The sequence below is a fragment of the Streptomyces sp. NPDC033270 genome (genome assembly GCF_055576575.1).
Genome location: NZ_JBVIRA010000005.1, coordinates 285,874 through 308,215, shown reverse-complemented (window position 1 = coordinate 308,215; position 22,342 = coordinate 285,874). Strand labels below are relative to the sequence as shown.

Below are 22,342 nucleotides of genomic sequence, written 5' to 3'. Positions count from 1 at the left end.
CCACCGGCCCGGGGCATACGGGACCAATGGCCCGCGCTGCGCGCTCCCGGACACCGAACCCCGGCACCCCGAAAGCACCGCCGCTCCCGCCGCCGCACACCCGGCTCGACGGCGCCCCGCACCGCCCCCTGTACTCCGCACTCGGCCTGGCCGCCGTCACCGTCCTCGGCGCCTGGCTGGGGCTGCTGGTCCTCGGCGCCCTCCGCGTCCCCGTCGGCCCGATGGACACCACCATGGCGCTGCGCCCCTCACTGACCGGCGGCACCAGGATCAACGTCTCGCCGCTCGGCGACCTGGAGCTGCGCAGCCACCACGCACCGGTACGGCTCGATGTCGACGTCGACCGGCTGGATCCGGTCCGCTCCCAGGCGCTGGTCGACCACCCCGAGCGGTTCGCCGGCCTGCAGGCCGAGGTCACCCGTGACGTGACCCACGGCGCCCTGGGGCTGGCGCTGCACTCCTGCGTCGCCGTGGTGTCCGGCGCCACCGCGCTGGGCCTGGCCGTCTACCGCCGCCCGCGCCGCGCCCTGGCCGCCGGCGGTCTGGCGCTCACCATGCTCGCCGCCAGCGCGGGCACCGCGTACGCGACCTGGAACCCCCAGTCCGTACTGGAGCCGAAGTTCTCCGGACTGCTCTCCTCCGCCCCGTCCGTGGTCGGCAACGCCCGCAACATCGTCAGCGAATTCGACGTCTACCAAAAGGAGTTGGCCCGTCTGGTCACCAACGTCACCAAGCTGTACGACGCCACCTCGACGCTGCCCGCCTACCAGCCCGACCCCACCACCCTGCGGGTCCTGCACGTCTCCGACATCCACCTGAACCCCGCCAGCTGGCGGATCATCGCCTCCCTGGTGAAGCAGTACCGGATCAACGTGATCATCGACACCGGCGACACCATGGACCACGGCTCGGCCGCCGAGAACCACTTCCTGGACTCCGTCTCCACCCTCGGCGCGCCGTACGTCTGGGTGCGCGGAAACCACGACTCGCGCACCACGCAGAAGTACCTGGCCGGCCGGAAGCACGTCACCGTCCTCGACGACGGCAGGGTCGCCCGGGTCGCCGGGGTGCGCATCGCGGGCGTCGGCGACCCGCAGTTCACCCCGGACCGCTCCGTGGTGGCGGCCGGCGACCCCGCGGAGCGCACCGCCGGCGGCCGGCTCGCCGACGCGCTGCGCACCGAGCGGCTGGCCGGTACGCCGGTCGACATCGCGCTGGCCCACAACCCCGCCGCCGCGACCGAGGCGGACGGCCTGGTCCCGCTGGCGCTGGCCGGCCATGTCCACCACCGCGAGAACGTCTCGCTGCCCCAGGGCACCCGGCTGATGGTGGAGGGGTCGACGGGCGGCGGCGGGCTGCGCGCGGTGCAGAACGACAAGCCCGCGCCGGTCCAGGCGTCGGTGCTCTATCTGGACCGCAGGACGAAGCTGCTGCAGGCGTGGGACGAGATCACGCTCGGCGGGCTGGGCCTGTCCCGGGCCGAGGTCAGCCGCCACCTCCCCCGCGAGAACAAGCCCGGCGCCGCACCGCCGACGGGCCGCCCGCCTCACCCGTCCGGCCCTGCCTCCGGGCCCGCCTCCCCGTCCGTCGCCCCACCTTCCTCCCGGCCCTGATCGGGCGCCCTTTCGCGCCCGGCCGGGAGCCCCTCCGCCGGCCCCGGGTAAACCGTTTTGGCGAACGGTCCTCCCATCCCATATGCTTCTCACGTCCCCGACGGCGCCGGTAACGACGCCAAGGTGGCCACCAGCCCTCATCGTCTAGTGGCCCAGGACGCCGCCCTTTCAAGGCGGTAGCACGGGTTCGAATCCCGTTGGGGGCACGCATCACCGTGTGCGAGACTGGCTCAGGCCGCTTTCGCGCAATGCAAGGTCCTGTGGAGCAGTTTGGAGTGCTCGCCACCCTGTCAAGGTGGAGGCCGCGGGTTCAAATCCCGTCAGGACCGCTGCGGCTGGGTAGCTCAGTTGGTACGAGCGATCGCCTGAAAAGCGATAGGTCGCCGGTTCGACCCCGGCCCCAGCCACACCCATTGGGAGAAGGCCCCGATTCCTCGAATCGGGGCCTTCTTCGTGCCTACTCGGCGGCGGCTTCCCCCGTGGACCGGGCGAGCTCGCTCTCCGGCTGCCAGAAGATCAACCGGGCGCCGCCGGTGATGGCGCCCGTGGATCCCAGGCCCATCGCGAACTTCATCAGCCTTCCCCCGGTGCCTTCCCAGTCGTGCGGCGCACCGAAGACCAGCCAGCCGCCCAGGGCGATGCCGGCGACCATCAAAAGACCGCCGGCGATCCGTCGTATTCCTTTGTCCATGCGGACATCGTCGCTGGTACGCGGGGACGGCTTCCACCCGATTGCCGCCGGTGCGGCGGCCGGGCACGCCCATGATCACCGTGTGCCCGGACGTACCGCCCGGACCCGGCCCCGGCGCCCGCGATCCGGCCGCGCGGCAAATGGTTCGCCAGTCGATTCGGTGAGGTGAGATCCTGGGGGTCGTATGTCCAGTCAGCCTGCCTCCGCCCTGCCCGACGGCGCTGCCCCCGCCCTGCCCTCCCTGCTCGAGCGTCTGCCCGAGCTGATGCTGCGCGATCAGCAGCGGCTGGGGCGCCGGCTCGACGGCGCACGCCGAATCCGTAAGCCCGAAGCCCGGGCCGCCGTGCTCGCCGAGATCGCCGACGGCATCGACGAGGCGGAGCTGCGGGTCGCCCGGCGGCGCGCCGCGGTGCCGGAGATCACGTATCCGGAAGAGCTGCCGGTCAGCCAGAAGAGGGACGAGATCCTCGCCGCGATCCGCGACCACCAGGTCGTGATCGTCGCCGGTGAGACCGGCTCGGGCAAGACGACGCAGATCCCGAAGATCTGCCTGGAGCTGGGGCGGGGCGTACGCGGCCTGATCGGGCACACCCAGCCGCGGCGGATCGCGGCCCGTACGGTCGCCGAGCGGGTGGCCGAGGAGCTGAAGACCCCACTGGGCGAGGCGGTCGGCTGGAAGGTCCGCTTCACCGACCAGGTCGGCGGCGACACCCTCGTCAAGCTGATGACGGACGGCATCCTGCTCGCCGAGATCCAGACGGACCGCGAGCTGCGCCAGTACGACACGATCATCATCGACGAGGCGCACGAGCGCAGCCTCAACATCGACTTCATCCTCGGCTATCTGTCGCAGCTGCTGCCCCGGCGCCCGGACCTGAAGGTCGTGATCACCTCCGCGACCATCGACCCGGAGCGGTTCGCGCGGCACTTCGGCTCCTTCGCCTCGGTGGCCGGCGCCGCGGACCCCACCGCCGCGGACCCCGCCGCGGCGGGCGGCGGCGAGGGCGAGAAGCCCGGCGCGCCGATCGTCGAGGTCTCCGGCCGTACGTACCCGGTCGAGGTGCGCTACCGCCCGCTGCTGGAAGAGGGCGGCCAGGACGCCGACCGCGACCAGATCACGGCGATCTGCGACGCCGTGGACGAGCTGCAGGCCGCCGGTCCCGGCGACATCCTGGTCTTCCTCTCCGGCGAACGGGAGATCCGCGACACCGCGGACGCGCTCAACAAGAAGGCGCTGCCCCGCACCGAGGTCCTCCCCCTGTACGCGCGGCTGTCGCACGCCGAGCAGCACCGCGTCTTCCAGCGGCATACGGGCCGGCGGATCGTGCTGGCCACGAACGTCGCCGAGACCTCGCTGACCGTCCCGGGCATCCGCTACGTCATCGACCCGGGTATGGCCCGGATCTCCCGCTACAGCTACCGCACCAAGGTCCAGCGGCTGCCCATCGAGCCGATCTCGCAGGCCAGCGCCAATCAGCGCAAGGGCCGCTGCGGCCGTACGAGCGACGGCATCTGCATCCGTCTGTACTCCGAGGACGACTTCCTCGCACGGCCCGAGTTCACCGACGCGGAGATCCTCCGTACGAACCTCGCCTCCGTCATCCTGCAGATGACCGCGGCCGGCCTGGGCGACATCGAGAAGTTCCCGTTCATCGACGCCCCCGACCGCCGCAACATCAAGGACGGCGTCGATCTGCTGAGCGAGCTGGGCGCGCTCGACACCAGGCAGAAGGACCCCAGGAAGCGGCTGACCCAGCTGGGCCGGAGCCTCTCCCAGCTGCCGGTGGACCCGCGGCTGGCGCGGATGGTGCTGGAGGCGGACCGCAACGGCTGTGTCCGCGAGGTCATGGTCATCGCGGCAGCGCTGTCCATCCAGGACCCGCGCGAGCGGCCCTCCGACAAGCAGCAGCAGGCCGATCAGCAGCACGCCCGCTTCAAGGACGAGAGCTCCGACTTCCTCGCCTTCCTCAACCTCTGGCGCTACGTCCGCGAGCAGCAGAAGGAGCTGTCCTCCTCGGCGTTCCGCCGGATGTGCCGCAGCGAGTTCCTGAACTACCTCCGGATACGCGAGTGGCAGGACATCTACTCCCAGCTGCGTACGGTCGCCAAGACCATGGGGATCCACCTCAACGAGGAGGACGCGGCGCCGGACCGCATCCACACCTCCCTGCTGGCGGGTTTGCTTTCGCACATCGGACTCAAGAACGGCGGGACCGAGGGCGGGAAGGACGGGGCCGGCAAGAACGAGTATCTGGGCGCCCGAAGCGCCAAGTTCGCGGTCTTCCCCGGCTCCGCGCTCTTCAAGAAGCCACCGCACTGGGTGATGTCCGCGGAGCTGGTCGAGACCTCCCGCCTGTGGGCGCGGGTGAACGCCAAGATCGAGCCCGAGTGGGTCGAGCCGCTCGCCCAGCACCTGGTCAAGCGCACGTACAGCGAGCCGCACTGGGAACAGAAGATGGCCGCGGTGATGGCGTACGAGCGGGTGACCCTCTACGGCGTCCCGATCGTCGCCCAGCGCAAGGTGAACTACGGCCGGATCGACGCGGAGACCTCGCGCGATCTGTTCATCCGCAACGCCCTGGTCGAGGGCGACTGGCGCACCCATCACCAGTTCTTCCATGACAACCGCAAACTGCTCGGCGAGGTCGAGGAGTTGGAGCACCGCGCCCGGCGCCGCGACATCCTCGTGGACGACGAGACCCTCTTCGACTTCTACGACCAGCGCATCCCGGCGGACGTCGTCTCCGGGGCGCACTTCGACTCCTGGTGGAAGCAGAAGCGCCAGGACGAGCCGGAGCTGCTCAACTTCGAGCAGTCGATGCTCATCAACGAGTCCGCCGAGGCCGTCACCAAGGACGACTACCCGGACTCCTGGCGGCAGGGAAAGCTGAAGTTCAAGGTCACCTACCAGTTCGAGCCGGGCGCGGACGCCGACGGCGTGACCGTCCACATCCCGCTCCAGGTGCTCAACCAGGTCTCCTCCGAAGGCTTCGACTGGCAGATCCCGGGCCTGCGCGAGCAGTTGGTGACCGAGCTGATCCGGTCGCTGCCCAAGCCGATCCGGCGCAACTACGTCCCGGCGCCGAACTTCGCGGCCCGCTTCCTGGACTCCACGGTGCCGCTGCAGGGCGCCCTGACGGCCTCTCTGGCGGCCGGGCTGCAGCGGATGGTGGGCGTCCCCGTCGAGGCCGCGGACTTCGACACGAGCAGGATCCCCGACCACCTCAAGATCACCTTCCGGGTGGTCGACGAGCGGCGCCGCAAGCTCGCCGAGGCCAAGGACCTGGAGGCGCTGCGGCTCAAGCTCAAGCCGAAGACCCGCGCGGCGATCTCCAAGGCCTTCGAGCAGGCCGCCGAACGGCCCGCCAAGGGCGGCAAGGGGCGCGCCGGCGAGGGGGCGGCCACGGCCGGCCCGGAGCAGCGCACGGGGCTGACGTCCTGGACGATCGGCGCGCTGCCGCGCACCTTCGAGACCCGGCGCGCCGGCCAGCCGCTGAAGGCCTACCCGGCACTGGTGGACGAGGGCAGCAGCGTCGCCGTGCGCCTCTTCGACACCGAGGCCGAGCAGCTGACGGCGATGTGGGCGGGCACCCGCCGCCTCATCCTGCTCAACATCCCCAGCAACCCCGCCAAGTTCGCCCAGGACAAGCTGAGCAACCAGCAGAAGCTCGCGCTGTCCCGTAATCCCCACGGCTCGATCGGGGCGCTCTTCGAGGACTGTGTGACCGCCGCGGCCGACCGCCTGATCGCGGCCCGGGGCGGCCCCGCGTGGGACGAGGAGTCCTTCCGCAAGCTGTTCGACGCGGTCCGGGCCGACCTGGTGGACGTCACGCTGAAGACGATCCAGCAGGTCCAGGAGGTGCTCGCCGCCTGGCAGGCGTGCGAGCGCCGGCTGAAGGACACCACCTTCCCCTCGCTGCTGCCCTCGCTCGCCGACGTCAAGGAGCAGCTGTCGGCGCTGATCAAGCCGGGATTCGTGACGGCGCACGGCGCCAAGCGGCTGCCGGACCTGATGCGCTATCTGGTGGCCGCCGACCGCCGGCTGCAGCAGCTGCCCACCAACGCCGAACGGGACCGCACCCGGATGGCGAAGGTGAAGGAGATGCAGGACGAATACGCCTGGCTGCTGGAGCAGTTCCCGCCGGGCCGCCCGGTGCCGGCCGCGGCCCTGGAGATCCGCTGGATGATCGAGGAACTCCGGGTGAGCTACTTCGCGCACGCCCTGGGGACCGCGTATCCGGTCTCCGACAAGCGCATCGTGAAGGCCGTGGACGCCGCGGCGCCCTGACCGGCGGGTGGTCGCCGGTATCGAGTTCGACCGCACCCCCTGACCTGCTGTACAGTCTTGCTTCGCAGCCCGCCGCAAGCGGAAAGCAAACGCAAGGTCCTGTGGAGCAGTTTGGAGTGCTCGCCACCCTGTCAAGGTGGAGGCCGCGGGTTCAAATCCCGTCAGGACCGCAATCGGCCCGCATCGTCAGCGATGCGGGCCGCTTCTTTTTTGCGGCCTCCGGACGTTCACGGGCTTCGGGTGGTCGCGGCCTTTCTCCGTTCACGACTCTGCGACGTTCACGGCCCTCCTTCGTTCACACCCTCCGCTGTTTTCGGCCGTCCCACCGGGGCGGCCCGTCGCCGCCGCGCGGGGCTGCCCCCCACGCCCGTGCGGCAGCGAGGAAGCGACGGGCGGGAAGCCCCCACCGCGAAACGGCCGGGAACGCGCACAGCGGGCACAGCGCAGCGTGACTGCTTTGCTGCCCGCTGTATTGACGGCGGGCGCCTTCGCCGGTACTCACATGGGAAGGTGTGGGGCCGGGGAGGGATGCGCGATGACGACTGCGGTACGGCACGAGACCAGGGCGCTGCTGAGGGCACATCTGTCCGCGGCCACGGGCTACCGCCATCTGACGCGGCACTGCCCCATCTGCCACCAGTTGCTGCGGCTCGCCATGGAGCCGCACACGCCCCGCTCCGGGCGCCCGGCGCCCGCGTCCGCCCCCGCCCCGTCTCCGGCCGCCTCCGAGCCGTCGGCGACCGAGGACAAAAGTCCCGCGACCCGGTGACCAAGGACGCCTGCGCCACCGCCCATGCGGTGGCAGGCTGTTGAACGAGGGCGGGGAAAGTTCACTACCCCAGCGGACGTATCGGCTTCAAGCGACTCGTCGTGTGACGGGTGTCACCGAACAAGTTTGACGGAGTAGGGAACTTACACCCTCCCTACAACCCGTCAATTTAATATGTGCAATTGCACCGCCATCGAACGGGTTCAAAAGCAGGCTGCAGGGTCCGCGCGGAAAGGCCCTCCAAGGCCCCTTGAAGGGCCCCTGAGCGCCGCCATGGGCGACTCCGGCGCCACGCCGGCTCAGCCGCCCTGACGGGCCCGGGAACGGCCGCACACAAAAAGATCGCGCTGGACCCGGCGGAGTCCAGCGCGATCGTGACGTACCCAGATGGAACGGGTGAGGGGCCTGTTGGGGCAGACACCGCGTCGTATGGAGCTATGTGGAGCGTGGGTGGAGCAGGTCGAGCCATGTGGTGCGAAGTAGGCGCTTTCGGGTTGGGGGCCCCGAAAACGGCCTGGTTATGCGGTTGTTCAGGCCTCGCTGCGCTGCTGCGGGATACCCGCGAGCAGTGCGCGGACCTCAGCCTCGCGGTAACGCCGGTGTCCTCCGAGCGTGCGGATGGACGTGAGCTTGCCTGCCTTGGCCCAACGGGTGACCGTCTTGGGGTCCACGCGGAACATCGTGGCAACCTCGGCAGGGGTCAGCAGCGGCTCGGCGTCAGGGGTGCGAGCGGTCATGAGCGGCCTCCTCGGGAGAACCGAACCATCACGGTTCTTTCCTCTAAATTCTGCACCTTGACCCACGTTGCCCGAAATGGCGGACGCGGGCCGAGTCGGTTATAGGACGAACGGCTTGTCCTCGGCACTACAACTACACCATCTGTCCAGCCACGTCGGCCAAACCGATGGAATTGCCCTCTCAGGTGTTCAACCTCGGCGGATGCCGATGGACCGTGCCATAGCGGACAGTCACACGGCCGTGACGATCAGTCACAGCGTGATCAGTCGCCACAGACCCCTCAAGGACCGCAATACCGATCTACCCGCCCTTAGTTGGACGGAAGGAGCCCACGTCGGGCTCCTTGTCCTATTTTGACACGAGGGTGCGCCTTGGTAGCAAGACCCGAAGTCAGTGCTTTAGGTCACGCTTGAGGCAATCGCCCGGTTAAGGACCTACGTCCCTTACCGCCCAACCACCGAAAAGCGAACACAGCACTTCCGCGCCCCGAACCTCCGGCATACTCGGCCCTCAGCTGGAGAACTGGCGCTCGCGCACCGCCCGCCACCGCTGAGAAAGCTTCTCGTACGCGACCCCGGCCCGCTCGCCGTCCCCCTCGCGCAGCGCCGCCAACCCCTCCGCCACTTCGGCGGCGGAACGGTCCTCGGCGAGCTGCCCCTCGGGCACCGCGTGCACCAGCCCTCCGTAGTCCAGCTCCACGAGCGAACGCGGATGGAATTCCTCGAGCCAGCGCCCCACATCTACCAGGCCGTCGATCAGCGGCCCCTCTTCCAGGGCGTCCCGCAGCGTACGCAGCCCGCGCGCGACCCGGCGCCTGGCCTGCACCATCGGCGTCCGGTAACGCAGCACAGGCGCCCGCTCACCCTTCGTGTACTCCCGCTCGCCGTCGTCGAAGAGGACGAACCAGCGGACCGGCACGTGCCAGGCCGCCCCCCGGATCCAGGGCCGGGCGTCCGGATTGCGCTCCCGCCACCGCTCGTAGTCGGTGGCCGCCTGCCGGCGCACCACCGGGGGAAGCGCCGCGTCCAGCACCGCCGCCGGCAGCAGCTCCTCCAGGCCCTCCAGGGCCTGCCAGCCGCGCAGCCGGGTGCGCCACGGGCAGACGCAGGTCACCTCGTCGACGACGGTGACGAACGCGTCCGCGCTCTCGTGGACCGGCACCGGCACCGGCGGGGTCGGCAGCAGATCGGCCAGCGCCCGGCGCTGCTCGTCCTGGGCGGTGGGGGTGTCCGCCCGCTTGGCATAGCGCGCCCAGTGGGAGCGCTCCGGCTCGGGGAACGCTGCCAGCGGTTCGTAGACCCGTAGATATGCCATGTACGGGACCTTCACCGACGACGCCACGGCCACGCCCGCTCCTCCAAAGGGAAGTCCACTGCCGGGAGACGTGCCCCAAGGGCCCCCGGCCGGCCTGCGATACGACCAGATCGTCCCACGTCCGTCCCCCGGGAGAGGGTGATCCTCCGCACCTGACGGATCAACCCGCCCCGCAGGTCTTACGCTCTTTTCAACCGGCCCTCCCCACCCACAGGAGGGCGTCCTTCGCGACTTATGGGAGTCACCACAGTGACTGACGTACGTCCGGCCCCCGCCGGCACCGACGGCGGCGTTCTGCACACCCTGTTCCGAACGGAGCAGGGGGGCCATGAGCAGGTCGTTCTCTGCCAGGACCGCGCCAGCGGCCTGAAGGCAGTGATCGCCATCCACAGCACCGCCCTGGGGCCCGCCCTCGGCGGCACCCGCTTCCACGCCTACGCCTCCGAAGAGGAGGCCGTGCTGGATGCCCTGAATCTGTCGCGCGGTATGTCCTACAAGAACGCCCTCGCCGGGCTGGACCACGGCGGCGGTAAGGCCGTGATCATCGGTGACCCCGATCTGATCAAGACCGATGAACTTCTGCTTGCCTACGGCCGGTTCGTGGCCTCCCTCGGGGGCCGCTATGTCACCGCGTGCGACGTCGGTACGTACGTCGCCGATATGGACGTCGTCTCCCGTACGAACAAGTGGACCACCGGCCGCTCCCCGGAGAACGGCGGCGCCGGCGACTCCTCCGTCCTGACCGCCTACGGCGTCTTCCAGGGCATGCGCGCCTCGGCCCAGCACGCCTGGGGCGACCCGACGCTGCGCGGCCGCAAGGTCGGTATCGCGGGCGTCGGCAAGGTGGGGCACCTCCTCGTCGAGCACCTCCTCAAGGACGGTGCCGAGGTCGTGATCACCGACGTGCGCAGCGCGTCGGTGGACCGGGTCCTGGCCGATCACCCGCAGGTCACCGCGGTGGCGGACACCGAGGCGCTGATCCGCACGGAGGGCCTGGACGTGTACGCGCCGTGCGCGCTGGGCGGTGCGCTCAGTGACGACTCGGTGCCGGTGCTGACCGCGAAGGTGGTGTGCGGCGCGGCCAACAACCAGCTCGCGCACCCGGGCGTCGAGAAGGACCTGTCCGACCGCGGCATCCTCTACGCGCCCGACTACGTCGTGAACGCCGGCGGTGTCATCCAGGTGGCCGACGAGCTGCACGGCTTCGACTTCGACCGCTGCAAGGCCAAGGCCGCCAAGATCTTCGACACCACACTGGCGATATTCGCTCGTGCGAAGACCGACGGCATTCCGCCCGCCGCGGCCGCCGACCGGATCGCCGAGCAGCGCATGGCGGAGGCGCGGCACGCCTGACCCGGCTCCCGGGCCGGCGGAGCCATTCGGCCTCGTCGGCCGGAAACACGGCCTTGCGCGACCCGCCACGGGCGGTCGGGGAGACATCCCTCACCACCCGTCGGCGGGTCGCCGTACAGGACAGGTTAAAATCGCAGTTGACCAGCGGGGACGGGGCGCCTTGCCGGTCGTGCCGAGCGGCGGGTGATGCGGGCGACGTACCGTATGGCCGCGGAAGCAGGTACCGTTAAAGCCCTACGGGCCGGTCTCTCTGTCGAGAGCCCGCTCTGATCCATGAACGCGTGTCAAGACTCTGGGGCCATCGAGCCCCGTCATTGAGGGGGTCGACCCATGGGGCGCGGCCGGGCCAAGGCCAAGCAGACGAAGGTCGCCCGCCAGCTGAAGTACAGCAGCGGTGGGACGGATCTCTCACGACTGGCCGACGAGCTGGGTGCATCACCGTCGAACCAGCAGCCTCCGAACGGAGAGCCGTTCGAGGATGAAGAGGACGACGACCCGTACGCACGGTACGCAGAGCTGTACAACAAGGACGACGACGATGAGGACGAGGGCGACTCGTCCCAGCAGCGTCGTCGCGCTTGACGCGCCGTGCGCCAGCGGCACCCATAACAGCATCACGGACCCGGTCCTGGGCATCGCCCGGACCGGGTTCTGTGCTGCCCAGAAGTCCGCTGCCACAGCAGTGACTGGCGCGGCGTGACCCGCTGACGCGGCGGCCGCACCGACGACTGCCGGTGCGGCCCAGGTGATCAGCCGGCGTAGTCACCGGTCAGGGTCACGGCCTCCGCGTGGTCACCGCGCTCGACGATCTCACCGCTGACCCAGGCGTCCACCCCGCGGTCGGCGAGGGTGGTCAGGGCCACGTCCACCGACTCCTGCGGAACGACGGCGATCATGCCGACGCCCATGTTCAGCGTCTTCTCCAGCTCCAGGCGCTCGACCGATCCGGCCGTGCCGACCAGGTCGAAGACCGGGCCCGGCGTCCAGGTGGTGCGGTCGACCGTGGCGTGCAGGCCGTCCGGGATCACCCGGGCGAGGTTGTTGGCCAGCCCGCCGCCGGTGATGTGCGAGAAGGCGTGCACCTCGGTCGTCCGGGTCAGCGCCAGGCAGTCCAGCGAGTAGATCTTGGTGGGCTCCAGGAGCTCCTCGCCGAGCGTGCGGCCGAACTCCGGGACCTCCCGGTCCAGGGTCATGCCGGCCCGGTCGAACAGCACATGGCGGACCAGCGAGTACCCGTTCGAGTGAAGTCCGGACGAGGCCATCGCGATCACCGCGTCGCCCGTACGGATGCGATCCGCGCCCAGCACCCGGTCCGCCTCGACGACGCCCGTACCGGCGCCGGCGACGTCGAACTCGTCCGCGCCCAGCAGCCCGGGGTGCTCCGCGGTCTCGCCGCCGACCAGCGCGCAGCCGGCCAGCACACAGCCCTCGGCGATGCCCTTGACGATCGCGGCGACCCGCTCGGGGTAGACCTTGCCGACGCAGATGTAGTCGGTCATGAACAGCGGCTCGGCGCCGCAGACGACCAGGTCGTCGACGACCATGCCGACGAGGTCGTGGCCGATGCTGTCGTAGACGCCCATCTTCCGGGCGATGTCGACCTTGGTTCCGACGCCGTCGGTGGCCGAGGCCAGCAGGGGACGCTCATAGCGCTTGAGGGCGGACGCGTCGAAGAGGCCGGCGAAGCCGCCGAGCCCGCCGACGACCTCGGGGCGGGTGGCCTTCTTCACCCACTGCTTCATCAGGTCCACGGCGCGGTCGCCGGCCTCGATGTCGACGCCCGCGCTCGCGTAGCTGGCACCAGTGCCCGTGTGCGGAGCACGCTCAGATGATTCAGCGGACATGCGGAGAACTTTCGTGTCGTGTGTGTACGAGCTCTACGGGCGACGCAGCGCGTCGGCGCCGCCGACCCCGGCCGTGAGCGTCTGGACGCCGTCGACGTCGGACTTGGTCGGCGCCGCGGTCTCCGACTCCAGGAGGTGCTTGCCCAGCAGCTCCGGGTCGGGCAGCTCCATCGGGTACTCGCCGTCGAAGCAGGCGCGGCACAGGTTCGGCTTGTCGATCGTGGTCGCCTCGATCATGCCGTCGATCGAGATGTACGCGAGCGAATCGGCGCCCAGCGACTTCCCGATCTCCGCCACGCTCAGACCGTTGGCGATCAGCTCCGCGCGGGTGGCGAAGTCGATGCCGAAGAAGCACGGCCACTTGATCGGCGGGGAGGAGATCCGGATGTGGACCTCGGCCGCGCCGGCCTCGCGGAGCATCCGCACGAGCGCGCGCTGGGTGTTGCCGCGGACGATCGAGTCGTCGACGACCACCAGGCGCTTGCCGCGGATGACTTCCTTGAGCGGGTTGAGCTTGAGGCGGATGCCGAGCTGGCGGATGGTCTGCGAGGGCTGGATGAAGGTCCGGCCGACGTAGGAGTTCTTGACCAGGCCGGATCCGTAGGGGATGCCGCTGGCCTCGGCGTACCCGACGGCGGCGGGGGTGCCGGACTCCGGCGTCGCTATCACCAGGTCGGCGTCGGCCGGGGCCTCGGCGGCCAGCTTGCGGCCCATCTCCACCCGGGAGAGGTACACGTTGCGGCCGGCGATGTCGGTGTCCGGGCGGGCGAGGTAGACGTACTCGAAGACGCAGCCCTTGGGGCGGGCCTCGGCGAAGCGGCTGCTGCGCAGGCCGTCCTCGTCGATGGCGACCATCTCGCCGGGCTCGATCTCGCGGATGAAGCTGGCCCCGCAGATGTCCAGGGCGGCGGTCTCGGAGGCGACCACCCAGCCGCGCTCCAGGCGGCCGAGGACCAGCGGGCGGATGCCCTGCGGGTCCCGGGCGGCGTAGAGCGTGTGCTCGTCCATGAAGCAGAGCGAGAAGGCGCCCTTGACCTTGGGCAGGACGCGCGGGGCGGCCTCCTCGACGGTCAGCGGCTTGCCGTCCTCGTCGACGTGGCCGGCCAGCAGGGCCGTCACCAGGTCGGTGTCGTTGGTGGCCGCGACCTGCGTCGCGCGGCCGCCCTCACGGGGCAGCGCGGCGACCATCTCGGCCAGCTCGGCGGTGTTGACCAGGTTGCCGTTGTGGCCGAGCGCGATCGAGCCGTGCGCGGTGGCACGGAACGTCGGCTGGGCGTTCTCCCACACCGAGGCACCGGTGGTGGAGTAGCGGGCATGGCCCACGGCGATGTGGCCCTGGAGGGAACCGAGGGAAGTCTCGTCGAAGACCTGGGACACCAGGCCCATGTCCTTGAAGACGAGGATCTGGGAGCCGTTGCTCACTGCGATGCCCGCGGACTCCTGTCCACGGTGCTGCAGCGCGTACAGCCCGAAATAGGTGAGTTTGGCGACCTCTTCACCCGGAGCCCAGACACCGAAGACGCCGCAAGCGTCCTGGGGGCCCTTCTCGCCGGGGAGCAGGTCGTGGTTGAGTCGTCCGTCACCACGTGGCACGCCTCCGAGTCTAGGGCAGGTCGCGGATTCATCCGAACCGGGGATGGGTGCGCTCCTGGAGGAGTGCATGAACGGCGCGTTGATGACCACGCCGCCCAGATGTCTGCGGCGCCCGCTCTGAGCTGCGCCTTCTCGCGCTTTTAGGCACTCACCCCGTATGACGGGTTTTCCGTGTATGCGGCTTATACCGTATACACACCCCTGCACGGCCGTGTGAGATACGCGACGCCCCGCAGGGGAGGGGCCCATCCCGGGCGGGTGACGCCAGGAGTCGGGCGCCCGTCTCCCCGGTTCAGCTCATCACGGGCAGCAACCGGCCGATGTCGGCCCGCTCCCCACTGGCGGTGACGGTCGCCGCGGCCAGCTCCTCGGTCCACGTCGTACGGCCGGTGGCCAGGCGGATCCAGGTCAGCGGGTCGGTCTCGACGACGTTCGGCGGAGTGCCGCGGGTGTGCCGGGGGCCCTCGACGCACTGGACGACGGCGAACGGCGGGACCCGGAGCTCCACCGACCCACCGGGAGCCTTGGCGGCCAGCGCGTCGGCCAGCAGCCGGGTGGTGGTGGCCAGGGCCTGGCGGTCGTAGGGGATCTTCGCGCCGGTCGCCGCTGCCAGGTCGTCGGTGTGGACGACCAGCTCGACACAGCGGGTGACCAGATAGTCGGCCAGCCGCATCGCGCCGACCCGGGTGGGCAGCGGCCGGTCCTCGACCGAGGGCGGCACGGCCTCGGCGAACTGCTCGGCGGTGCGGGCGAGCAGCTCCACGGGCTCGTCGGCGGCGACGGCCCGGGTGTCGTCGTCGATCCCGGAGGCCAGCGGCGCGGTGGCGAACGGCCACTCCAGCAGGGCGGTCTCCGCCTGCGCCGGGGCCGGCCGGCGCAGATTGCCCGCCACGCTGCCGACCACCATGGACAGATGCCCCACCAGCTCCCGCACCGACCACTCACCGAGCCGGGTGGGCAGCGCGAACTGCTCGGGCGTCAACTCCCCCACGGCCGTGCGCACATGCGCGAACTGCGCACCGACGGCGGCGCGGGTCTTTGCGGGGTCGTAGCTGCGGGTGCGGGACGTACCTCGGGCGGGAGACATGCGGCCGAGGCTACTGGGGGCGGGGGCGAGCCGCCCGGGATATTCGAGGGAAGGAGCCGCGGCTCGCGCCGACAGGGCGAACCGCGACTCCCCTTCAGCCGATTCAGGCGATCAGGCCCGGAATGGTGCCCTCGTGTGCCGTGCGGAGCTCGCTCAGCGGGATGCTGAACTGCCCCTGGACGTCGATCTCCGCGCCGTCGACCACACCGATCCGGGTGGCCGGCAGCCCCCGCGCACCGCACATGTCGATGAAGCGGAGCTCCTCGCTGCGCGGGACGGCGACGATCGCCCGGCCCGCCGACTCGGAGAAGAGCAGGACGAAGGGGTCCAGCCCGTCGGGCACGATGAGGCGGGCGCCCCGGCCGCCCCGCAGACACGACTCCACCAGCGCCTGGATCAGGCCGCCGTCGGAGAGGTCGTGCGCCGCGTCGACCATGCCGTCGCGCGAGGCCGAGATCAGGATCTCCGCCAGCAGCTGCTCACGGGCCAGGTCGACCTTCGGCGGGAGCCCGCCGAGGTGGTCGTGCACGACCTGCGACCAGGCCGAGCCGCCCAGCTCCTCCCGGGTGTCACCCAGCAGGTAGATCAGGTGGCCCTCGTCCGCGAACGCGATCGGCGTGCGGCGGTTGACGTCGTCGATGACGCCGAGCACCGCGACCACCGGGGTCGGGTGGATCGCCACGTCACCGGTCTGGTTGTACAGCGAGACATTGCCGCCGGTGACCGGCGTGCCCAGGGTCTGGCAGGCGTCGGCGAGACCGCGCGTGGCCTCGGCGAACTGCCACATCACCGCCGGGTCCTCGGGCGAGCCGAAGTTCAGGCAGTCGGACACCGCCAGCGGTTTGGCCCCGGACGCGGCGACATTGCGGTACGCCTCGGCAAGCGCCAGCTGGGCACCCGTGTACGGGTCGAGCTTGGCGTACCGGCCGTTGCCGTCGGTGGCCACCGCCACGCCGAGGTTCGACTCCTCGTCGATCCGCACCATGCCGGAGTCCTCCGGCTGCGCGAGCACGGTGTTGCCCTGGACGAACCGGTCGTACTGGTCGGTGATCCACGCCTTGGACGCCTGGTTGGGCGAGCCCACCAGCCTCAGGACCTGCGCGCGCAGCTCCTCGGCGGTCGCCGGCCGCGCCAGCTTGGCCGCGTCGTCCGCCTGGAGGGCGTCCTGCCACTCGGGGCGCTCGAAGGGCCGGTGGTAGGTCGGCCCCTCGTGGGCGACGGAGCGCGGCGGCACGTCCACGATCTGCTCGCCGTGCCAGAAGATCTCCAGCTGCGAGCCGTCCGTCACCTCACCGATGACGGTCGCGATGACGTCCCACTTCTCACAGATCTCCAGGAAGCGGTCGACCTTGCCGGGCTCGACGATCGCGCACATCCGCTCCTGGGACTCGCTCATGAGGATCTCCTCGGGCGAGAGGGAGGAGTCGCGCAGCGGCACGGTGTCCAGTTCGACGCGCATACCGCCGGAGCCGGCCGAGGCCAGCTCGCTGGTGGCGCAGGACAGCCCGGCGCCGCCGAGGTCCTGGATGCCGTCGACCAGGTTCTCCTTGAAGATCTCCAGGGTGCACTCGATGAGCAGCTTCTCCTGGAAGGGGTCACCGACCTGGACGGCGGGCCGCTTGGCGGGCTTGCTGTCGTCGAAGGTCTCGGAGGCGAGTACGGAGACGCCGCCGATGCCGTCGCCGCCGGTACGGGCGCCGTAGAGGATGACCTTGTTGCCGGCGCCGGACGCCTTGGCCAGGTGGATGTCCTCATGCTTCATCACGCCCACGCAGAGCGCGTTGACCAGCGGGTTTCCCTGGTAGCAGGGGTCGAAGACGACCTCGCCGCCGATGTTGGGCAGGCCCAGGCAGTTGCCGTAGCCGCCGATGCCGGCGACGACGCCCGGCAGGACGCGCTTGGTGTCGGGGTGGTCCGCGGCGCCGAAGCGCAGGGGGTCCATCACGGCGACCGGGCGGGCGCCCATCGCGAGGATGTCGCGCACGATGCCGCCGACACCGGTGGCCGCGCCCTGGTAGGGCTCGATGTACGAGGGGTGGTTGTGCGACTCGACCTTGAAGGTGACCGCGTAGCCCTGGCCGACGTCGACGACGCCCGCGTTCTCACCGATCCCGACGAGCATCGCGTCGTTCTCGGGGGCCTTCTCGCCGAACTGCTTCAGATGGACCTTGCTGCTCTTGTAGGAGCAGTGCTCGGACCACATGACGGAGTACATGGCGAGCTCGGCGCCGGTGGGGCGGCGGCCGAGGATCTCCCGGATGCGCGCGTACTCGTCCTGCTTCAGGCCCAGTTCGGCCCACGGCTGGTCGACGTCCGGCGTCTCGGCGGCGTGCTTGACCGTGTCCAGCGTCATGCGTTGACCAACTTCTTCAGGATCGAGGTGAAGAAACCCAGGCCGTCGGTACGCCCCGTACCGACCAGCGGCTCGACGGCGTGCTCGGGGTGCGGCATGAGGCCGACGACGTTGCCCGCCTCGTTGGTGATGCCGGCGATGTCGCGGAGCGAGCCGTTCGGGTTGCCGTCGAGGTAGCGGAAGGCGACCCGGCCCTCCGCCTCCAGCTCGTCGAGGACCCGCTCGTCGGCGACGTAGCGGCCGTCGATGTTCTTCAGCGGTACGGAGATCTCCTGGCCGGCCGCGTAATCGGTGGTCCAGGCGGTGTCCGCGTTCTCCACCCGCAGCTTCTGGTCGCGGCAGATGAAGTGCAGATGGTTGTTGCGCAGCATGGCGCCCGGCAGCAGGTGGGTCTCGGTGAGCACCTGGAAGCCGTTGCAGATGCCGAGGACCGGCATACCGGCCCTGGCCTGCTCGATAACGGTCTCCATCACCGGCGAGAAACGGGAAATGGCCCCGGCCCGCAGGTAGTCGCCGTAGGAGAACCCGCCGGGCAGCACCACGGCGTCGACCTGCTTGAGGTCCTTGTCGCGGTGCCACAGCGGCACCGCCTCGGCGCCGGCCACCCGGACCGCGCGCTGGGTGTCGCGGTCGTCGAGCGTGCCGGGGAAGGTGATGACTCCGATGCGAGCGGTCATGATCCGGCCTCGGCCGGTTCGTCGACGCGAACGGTGAAGTCTTCGATGACGGTGTTGGCGAGGAAGGTCTCGGCCATCTCTTGGATGCGAGCGAGGGCGGCGTCGTCGACCGGACCCTCCACCTCAAGTTCGAAACGCTTGCCCTGACGGACGTCGGCGATCCCCTCGAAACCCAGGCGTGGCAGTGCGCGCTGCACCGCCTGCCCCTGCGGGTCGAGGATCTCCGGCTTGAGCATGACGTCGACTACGACGCGTGCCACTGGCACTCCCGGTGGTGTGGTGCGTAAGGCGGTGTCCTCACAGTACCGCGTTCGAAAATCTACGCGCATAGATATCCAGGACGGCCGATCACGGTCCGGTATCGGCGGGAGTGCACCCCAGGGAAAATTCTCGAAAAGATCCAGAGTCGGGATTGCAGGAAGACACGCTGACAAAATTAACTGGGCTTCACAATGCAATGCCCATCGCTGTACAAATGAAAAAGCATTGATCCCAATCAGCCGGATCCGGAGCATCACTCCATGTCAACAAGGGGTTGCTCCACGAAAGGACCGATATCCGTGGCGCAGCGCGTAGTAGTAACGCTCTCCGATGACATCGACGGAGGAGAAGCCGCAGAGACGGTCGCCTTCGGATTGGACGGGAAGTCGTACGAGATCGACCTCAATCCCGCCAATGCGAAGAAACTGCGCGGCGCGCTCGCTCCCTTCGTCGAGGCCGGCCGCAAGCGGGCCAAGTCCGGCAAGGCCTACCACCGGACCGCGGTGACCCCCGACCCCGCGGCCGTCCGTGCCTGGGCCCGTTCGAACCAGATGGACGTCCCGCCGCGCGGCCGGATCCCGAAGAAGGTCTACGAGGCCTTCAACGCCGCCAACCACTAACCGACTTGCCGGCGTCCCGCGGAGCGAGCGCAGCCGACTTGCACAGCACCCCTACTGATCAGCTAGAGTCTGGAGCACGCCGAGGGGCGAGGCCGGAAGGCCGGACCTCACGGAGTCACGCGGGTGTAGCTCAGTAGTAGAGCGCCCCCTTTCCAAGGGGGAGGCGCAGTGTGCAATCCCTGTCACCCGCTCTGACAGTCTCTACCTCTCCATTGGATCAGGTAGAGTAGCTGTCGCGCCGCTCGGTGAAAGCCGAGTGGATGCCTGCGGACGTAGCTCAGTTGGTAGAGCGCAACCTTGCCAAGGTTGAGGTCGCGAGTTCGAGCCTCGTCGTCCGCTCCAGAAAGAAAAGGCCCCGGTCATCGCGACCGGGGCCTTTTTGTCGCCGAGGGCGGTTTGTGCCGCCGGGGCCCGGCCCCCGGTGACCGGCCCGGGCCCCGCCGACCGGGCGGCTTTGCCCGGCCGGCGTCATTGCGGACGTCCCCTAATTCGGTTTCCGGAAGATCGCGACGTACATCGGCGACCCGACGGCGTACGGGGTGCCGGTCCAGTCGGCGCTGCGGCGGACGGGCTCCAGGCCCGCCTCGGCCGCGTAGGAATCCACCTCGCCGGGAGATGTGAGACGGCTCACCTCGGTGCCGATGCGGAAGGAGCCGTTCGCCGGCCAGATGTGCGAGGCCTGTCACAGGGCCTGCATCTCGTCGCTCATCCAGGAGGTCAGCAGGCCCGTGTCCGGCTTCGGGTAGGGCACGAAGAAGGTGGTCGCCACCCTGCCGTCGGCGGTGGCCAGGACGCCCTGAGGGTTGTGCGTCTCGATCACCAGATGGCCGACGGGGGGCGAGGCGCTCGGCCATGCGCCGCACGGCCTGCCGCTGCTCGTCGGGGTCGAGCAGCATCGAGAGGGTGCCGCAGACCGCGTAGACCAGCGCGTAGCGGCGGTCGTCCTCGTAGGCGCGCAGATCGCCGTGCACGGCGTCGACGTCGGCGCCGGACCCGGCGACCGCGGCCCGCAGGCGCTCCAGCATCTCGGGCGAGGGGGCGACGCCCACGACGGAGCCGATACGGGCGGCGAGGAGCAGCGCGATGCGGCCGGTGCCGACGCCGAGTTCGAGGGCGGCGCCGGGGCCGGGGCCGGGGCCGGGGCCGGGGCCGGGCAGCAGTCCGGCGAGGGTTTCGGCGACGCGCTCGGCCGACTCGTCCTTGGAGAAGAGCTCGTCGTAGAACGAGGCGAACTGGTGGCCGTAGCCGATGTCGTCGATGCGCGTCATGCTGTCGTCTCTTCCTGTTGCGCCGGTGCCGGTGTGTTCTGTCGCCCCTGCGCGGACCGTCGGCAAGGCCGCCGGGTCCGACTCCCGGATGTGCCGGCGCACGAAGTCCCACAGCAGCCGGAAGGGAGCGGACCGCGGGACCTGCTCGCCCATCCTGCTGACGTACAGGGCGAGTTGGCCGCACAGGTCGAAGACGGCCTTGCTCTCGCGGCGGCGCGGGAACCACACGGCCTGGCTCCAGGTGCGCGCGGTGATCTCCGACGCCGGGCGCCACTGCGACTGCTCGCCCGAGGTGGACAGCGTCCGGTACAGCAGGTGGTAGTCGTGCCGGGAGGGGTTCGGGGCGAAGAAGCGCCAGTTCGGGATGAGCATGCTGAAGCGGTCGTACCGACGCAGCCGGTCCAGGGTGGCGTTCGGGTGCTGGCTCAGGACGGTCGCGGCGAACCAGCCGGCCAGGCCCGCCTCGACCGCGCGCCGGGCGATCTCACCGCGCAGGGGCTGCGGCGTCACCGAAGGTTTCGGCACGGCTCTGGCTCCCCTCTGCACTGCGCCGGCAGCGTGTGACGAACCGGCGGACGAACTGGGCGGTCTGGGCGCAGGCGGACTCGCCGAGCAGCAGCTCGTCGTGTTCGACGCCGTCGATCAGGAGCAGCTCGCCCTCGGGCGCGGCGGCCACGATCTCGGCGTGCAGTCCGGCGTGCGCCGGGTCCCGCCGGTGCGTGGTGCGCGCGGCGACCAGGGCGACGGGGACGGTCAGCGGCGGAGCACGGCCCCGCCGTGGAACTCGCGGTAGGTCGCCCGCCATTCGCGGACGGCCGCCGCCCACATCTTCCGGTCGCGGTACTGGTAGCCGGCGATCGGGCGCTCGTCCTCGGGCAGCCTGCTCAGCCAGGACGGCGTGCGCAGCATCCAGCCCAGGCCGGGGCGGACGGAGAGCGGCAGCATGGCCAGCTGAGCCTGCAGCGACTCGGCACCGCGCGCCTGGGCGGCGGAGCGCCACAGCTCTTCGGGGTGGCTCGGGTCCAGCAGGACGACGCCGGTCACCTGGGCGGCGGTGGAGGCCATGCCCGGCTCGAAGGCGAGGACGGGGGGCTTCGGTGCGCCCGGCCGGGGTGCGCCGCCCGCGGCCTCAGTGAAGCGGTGGGCGAGCAGATTGCCCGCCGGTCTCCCAGATCGCCTCGTCGCCGTGGCCGCGGAGCACTCTGCGGTGCCGCCGGTACTGGGCGGCCAGGCCTGCGGCGGCGACCGTGGCGAGCACGGCGCCGGCGGCACGGGGCACGGTGTCGCTGCGGGGGCTCACCGGCCGGCTCCCCGTGCCCTCCGGACCGCCGTCGGCCCGGGGGCAGGCCCGGGGGGACGCGGGCGCCTGCGGCACGGCCGGCCGGGAGCCCTGCACCGCGTACAGCACGGCCGGGTAGGTCCCCAGGAACGCCCAGACGAACCGGGACAGCCCCATCACCCGGGCGTTGACCACGTGGAAGGTCGCCATCGTCGCCAGCATGCCCGGGGCGTAGCGGCCGCCGCGCAGGAAGATCAGCGGGAAGGCGCACTCGAAGGCCAGCACCGCGTGCGAGACGGCCCTGCCGGCCCTCGGATGACGGCTGACCAGCCGGTAGGCGGTGGCGTCGCCGTAGGTCTCGGTGCGCAGGATGTGCGGCAGGGCGGTGCCGTCCCGCCACTGCGGGCCGCACAGTTTCACCACGCCGGAGACCGTGTACGAGAGCGTCGACTGGAGCGCGACGTACCACAGGCCGGCGTCGACGATCGCCGGGTTGCGCCGCCCGAGGCGGGCCACCGAGGACACCAGCTGGGTCTGGAAGGAGAGCTGGTCGGAGCCGTCGCCTCCGTACTGGTGGTGCGGGTGGGTGGCCAG

Annotated in this window: 19 protein-coding genes and 6 tRNA genes; 12 read left to right on the top strand and 13 right to left on the bottom strand. The window is 70.4% G+C overall.

Annotation, left to right across the window (positions count from 1 at the left end):
- Positions 1–26 precede the first annotated feature (26 nt).
- From ACZ5XZ_RS11340 to ACZ5XZ_RS11325, 4 genes are all read left to right on the top strand, one after another.
- Complete coding sequence (locus ACZ5XZ_RS11340) at positions 27–1,613, top strand: metallophosphoesterase family protein (RefSeq protein WP_468976554.1); 1,587 nt, start codon at positions 27–29, stop codon at positions 1,611–1,613.
- 133 nt (positions 1,614–1,746) lie between these two features.
- Positions 1,747–1,819: transfer RNA gene (locus ACZ5XZ_RS11335), tRNA-Glu, on the top strand.
- 48 nt (positions 1,820–1,867) lie between these two features.
- Positions 1,868–1,942: transfer RNA gene (locus ACZ5XZ_RS11330), tRNA-Asp, on the top strand.
- Between the two features lie 4 nt (positions 1,943–1,946).
- Positions 1,947–2,020, top strand: a tRNA-Phe gene (locus tag ACZ5XZ_RS11325).
- Between the two features lie 50 nt (positions 2,021–2,070).
- Here the strand turns inward: ACZ5XZ_RS11325 and ACZ5XZ_RS11320 are convergent.
- A complete protein-coding gene (locus ACZ5XZ_RS11320) occupies positions 2,071–2,304 on the bottom strand; it encodes a hypothetical protein (protein WP_468976552.1) in 234 nt (77 codons plus the stop codon).
- Positions 2,305–2,488: 184 nt separating this feature from the next.
- On the opposite strand from ACZ5XZ_RS11320, the gene hrpA reads away from it, so the two are divergent.
- The 3 genes from hrpA to ACZ5XZ_RS11305 all read left to right on the top strand — a co-directional run bounded on the left by hrpA (position 2,489) and on the right by ACZ5XZ_RS11305 (position 7,361).
- Positions 2,489–6,592 (top strand): ATP-dependent RNA helicase HrpA, encoded by a 4,104-nt coding sequence (gene hrpA / locus ACZ5XZ_RS11315; RefSeq protein ID WP_468976550.1) that lies wholly within the window; start codon positions 2,489–2,491, stop codon positions 6,590–6,592.
- 95 nt (positions 6,593–6,687) lie between these two features.
- A tRNA-Asp gene (locus ACZ5XZ_RS11310) sits at positions 6,688–6,762 on the top strand.
- Between the two features lie 365 nt (positions 6,763–7,127).
- Positions 7,128–7,361 carry a DUF6274 family protein gene (locus tag ACZ5XZ_RS11305; RefSeq protein ID WP_468976547.1) on the top strand — a complete coding sequence of 78 codons (234 nt, stop codon included), beginning with the start codon at positions 7,128–7,130 and terminating at the stop codon, positions 7,359–7,361.
- 530 nt (positions 7,362–7,891) lie between these two features.
- Here ACZ5XZ_RS11305 and bldC read toward each other — a convergent pair.
- A complete protein-coding gene (gene bldC, locus ACZ5XZ_RS11300; RefSeq protein ID WP_003949541.1) occupies positions 7,892–8,098 on the bottom strand; it encodes a developmental transcriptional regulator BldC in 207 nt (68 codons plus the stop codon).
- 511 nt (positions 8,099–8,609) lie between these two features.
- Positions 8,610–9,446 (bottom strand): DUF8083 family protein, encoded by an 837-nt coding sequence (locus ACZ5XZ_RS11295; protein WP_468976546.1) that lies wholly within the window; start codon positions 9,444–9,446, stop codon positions 8,610–8,612.
- Between the two features lie 201 nt (positions 9,447–9,647).
- Between ACZ5XZ_RS11295 and ACZ5XZ_RS11290 the strand changes: the two genes are divergently transcribed.
- Positions 9,648–10,766, top strand: coding sequence for a Leu/Phe/Val dehydrogenase (locus ACZ5XZ_RS11290; protein WP_468976543.1), 1,119 nt, complete (start codon positions 9,648–9,650; stop codon positions 10,764–10,766).
- Positions 10,767–11,096: 330 nt separating this feature from the next.
- Positions 11,097–11,348 (top strand): DUF3073 domain-containing protein, encoded by a 252-nt coding sequence (locus tag ACZ5XZ_RS11285; protein ID WP_384439416.1) that lies wholly within the window; start codon positions 11,097–11,099, stop codon positions 11,346–11,348.
- 167 nt (positions 11,349–11,515) lie between these two features.
- On the opposite strand, the gene purM is transcribed toward ACZ5XZ_RS11285, so the two are convergent.
- The 6 genes from purM to purS all read right to left on the bottom strand — a co-directional run bounded on the left by purM (position 11,516) and on the right by purS (position 18,580).
- Entirely contained in the window at positions 11,516–12,610 is a 1,095-nt protein-coding gene (purM, locus tag ACZ5XZ_RS11280) for a phosphoribosylformylglycinamidine cyclo-ligase (RefSeq protein ID WP_468976540.1), read from the bottom strand.
- Positions 12,611–12,643: 33 nt separating this feature from the next.
- Positions 12,644–14,203 (bottom strand): amidophosphoribosyltransferase, encoded by a 1,560-nt coding sequence (purF, locus tag ACZ5XZ_RS11275; RefSeq protein WP_468976538.1) that lies wholly within the window; start codon positions 14,201–14,203, stop codon positions 12,644–12,646.
- 292 nt (positions 14,204–14,495) lie between these two features.
- Positions 14,496–15,290 carry a maleylpyruvate isomerase family mycothiol-dependent enzyme gene (locus tag ACZ5XZ_RS11270; protein ID WP_468976536.1) on the bottom strand — a complete coding sequence of 265 codons (795 nt, stop codon included), beginning with the start codon at positions 15,288–15,290 and terminating at the stop codon, positions 14,496–14,498.
- 103 nt (positions 15,291–15,393) lie between these two features.
- The gene (gene purL / locus ACZ5XZ_RS11265) at positions 15,394–17,643 is read right to left on the bottom strand and encodes a phosphoribosylformylglycinamidine synthase subunit PurL (RefSeq protein WP_468976533.1); all 2,250 of its coding nucleotides are present in this window, start codon (positions 17,641–17,643) and stop codon (positions 15,394–15,396) included.
- Positions 17,640–18,320 carry a phosphoribosylformylglycinamidine synthase subunit PurQ gene (purQ, locus tag ACZ5XZ_RS11260; protein ID WP_468976530.1) on the bottom strand — a complete coding sequence of 227 codons (681 nt, stop codon included), beginning with the start codon at positions 18,318–18,320 and terminating at the stop codon, positions 17,640–17,642. The genes purL and purQ overlap by 4 nt, the downstream gene beginning before the upstream one ends.
- Complete coding sequence (purS, locus tag ACZ5XZ_RS11255) at positions 18,317–18,580, bottom strand: phosphoribosylformylglycinamidine synthase subunit PurS (RefSeq protein ID WP_393499192.1); 264 nt, start codon at positions 18,578–18,580, stop codon at positions 18,317–18,319. Before purS ends, purQ begins: the two co-directional genes overlap by 4 nt.
- A gap of 300 nt (positions 18,581–18,880) precedes the next feature.
- On the opposite strand from purS, the gene ACZ5XZ_RS11250 reads away from it, so the two are divergent.
- The 3 genes from ACZ5XZ_RS11250 to ACZ5XZ_RS11240 all read left to right on the top strand — a co-directional run bounded on the left by ACZ5XZ_RS11250 (position 18,881) and on the right by ACZ5XZ_RS11240 (position 19,543).
- Positions 18,881–19,201, top strand: coding sequence for a histone-like nucleoid-structuring protein Lsr2 (locus ACZ5XZ_RS11250; RefSeq protein ID WP_026170169.1), 321 nt, complete (start codon positions 18,881–18,883; stop codon positions 19,199–19,201).
- 119 nt (positions 19,202–19,320) lie between these two features.
- A tRNA-Gly gene (locus ACZ5XZ_RS11245) sits at positions 19,321–19,392 on the top strand.
- 75 nt (positions 19,393–19,467) lie between these two features.
- A tRNA-Gly gene (locus tag ACZ5XZ_RS11240) sits at positions 19,468–19,543 on the top strand.
- A gap of 17 nt (positions 19,544–19,560) precedes the next feature.
- Here ACZ5XZ_RS11240 and ACZ5XZ_RS11235 read toward each other — a convergent pair.
- The 4 genes from ACZ5XZ_RS11235 to ACZ5XZ_RS11220 all read right to left on the bottom strand — a co-directional run bounded on the left by ACZ5XZ_RS11235 (position 19,561) and on the right by ACZ5XZ_RS11220 (position 22,273).
- The gene (locus tag ACZ5XZ_RS11235; protein WP_468976528.1) at positions 19,561–20,994 is read right to left on the bottom strand and encodes a class I SAM-dependent methyltransferase; all 1,434 of its coding nucleotides are present in this window, start codon (positions 20,992–20,994) and stop codon (positions 19,561–19,563) included.
- Positions 20,954–21,274: a hypothetical protein gene (locus tag ACZ5XZ_RS11230; RefSeq protein ID WP_468976525.1), complete on the bottom strand. Its 321-nt coding sequence runs from the start codon at positions 21,272–21,274 to the stop codon at positions 20,954–20,956. Before ACZ5XZ_RS11230 ends, ACZ5XZ_RS11235 begins: the two co-directional genes overlap by 41 nt.
- Positions 21,223–21,534, bottom strand: coding sequence for a hypothetical protein (locus tag ACZ5XZ_RS11225; RefSeq protein ID WP_468976524.1), 312 nt, complete (start codon positions 21,532–21,534; stop codon positions 21,223–21,225). Before ACZ5XZ_RS11225 ends, ACZ5XZ_RS11230 begins: the two co-directional genes overlap by 52 nt.
- A 64-nt stretch (positions 21,535–21,598) precedes the next feature.
- Complete coding sequence (locus ACZ5XZ_RS11220) at positions 21,599–22,273, bottom strand: hypothetical protein (protein ID WP_468976521.1); 675 nt, start codon at positions 22,271–22,273, stop codon at positions 21,599–21,601.
- Positions 22,274–22,342: the final 69 nt, after the last annotated feature.

Excerpts from the sequence above, each read along its gene's own strand:
- ACZ5XZ_RS11340 (WP_468976554.1), top strand. The coding sequence starts at position 27 with ATGGCCCGCGCTGCGCGCTCCCGGACACCGAACCCCGGCACCCCGAAA.
- ACZ5XZ_RS11320 (WP_468976552.1), bottom strand. The coding sequence starts at position 2,304 with ATGGACAAAGGAATACGACGGATCGCCGGCGGTCTTTTGATGGTCGCC.
- hrpA (WP_468976550.1), top strand. The coding sequence starts at position 2,489 with ATGTCCAGTCAGCCTGCCTCCGCCCTGCCCGACGGCGCTGCCCCCGCC.
- ACZ5XZ_RS11305 (WP_468976547.1), top strand. The coding sequence starts at position 7,128 with ATGACGACTGCGGTACGGCACGAGACCAGGGCGCTGCTGAGGGCACAT.
- bldC (WP_003949541.1), bottom strand. The coding sequence starts at position 8,098 with ATGACCGCTCGCACCCCTGACGCCGAGCCGCTGCTGACCCCTGCCGAG.
- ACZ5XZ_RS11290 (WP_468976543.1), top strand. The coding sequence starts at position 9,648 with ATGGGAGTCACCACAGTGACTGACGTACGTCCGGCCCCCGCCGGCACC.
- ACZ5XZ_RS11285 (WP_384439416.1), top strand. The coding sequence starts at position 11,097 with ATGGGGCGCGGCCGGGCCAAGGCCAAGCAGACGAAGGTCGCCCGCCAG.
- purM (WP_468976540.1), bottom strand. The coding sequence starts at position 12,610 with ATGTCCGCTGAATCATCTGAGCGTGCTCCGCACACGGGCACTGGTGCC.
- ACZ5XZ_RS11270 (WP_468976536.1), bottom strand. The coding sequence starts at position 15,290 with ATGTCTCCCGCCCGAGGTACGTCCCGCACCCGCAGCTACGACCCCGCA.
- purL (WP_468976533.1), bottom strand. The coding sequence starts at position 17,643 with ATGACGCTGGACACGGTCAAGCACGCCGCCGAGACGCCGGACGTCGAC.
- purQ (WP_468976530.1), bottom strand. The coding sequence starts at position 18,320 with ATGACCGCTCGCATCGGAGTCATCACCTTCCCCGGCACGCTCGACGAC.
- ACZ5XZ_RS11230 (WP_468976525.1), bottom strand. The coding sequence starts at position 21,274 with ATGGCGGGCGACCTACCGCGAGTTCCACGGCGGGGCCGTGCTCCGCCG.
- ACZ5XZ_RS11225 (WP_468976524.1), bottom strand. The coding sequence starts at position 21,534 with ATGGCCTCCACCGCCGCCCAGGTGACCGGCGTCGTCCTGCTGGACCCG.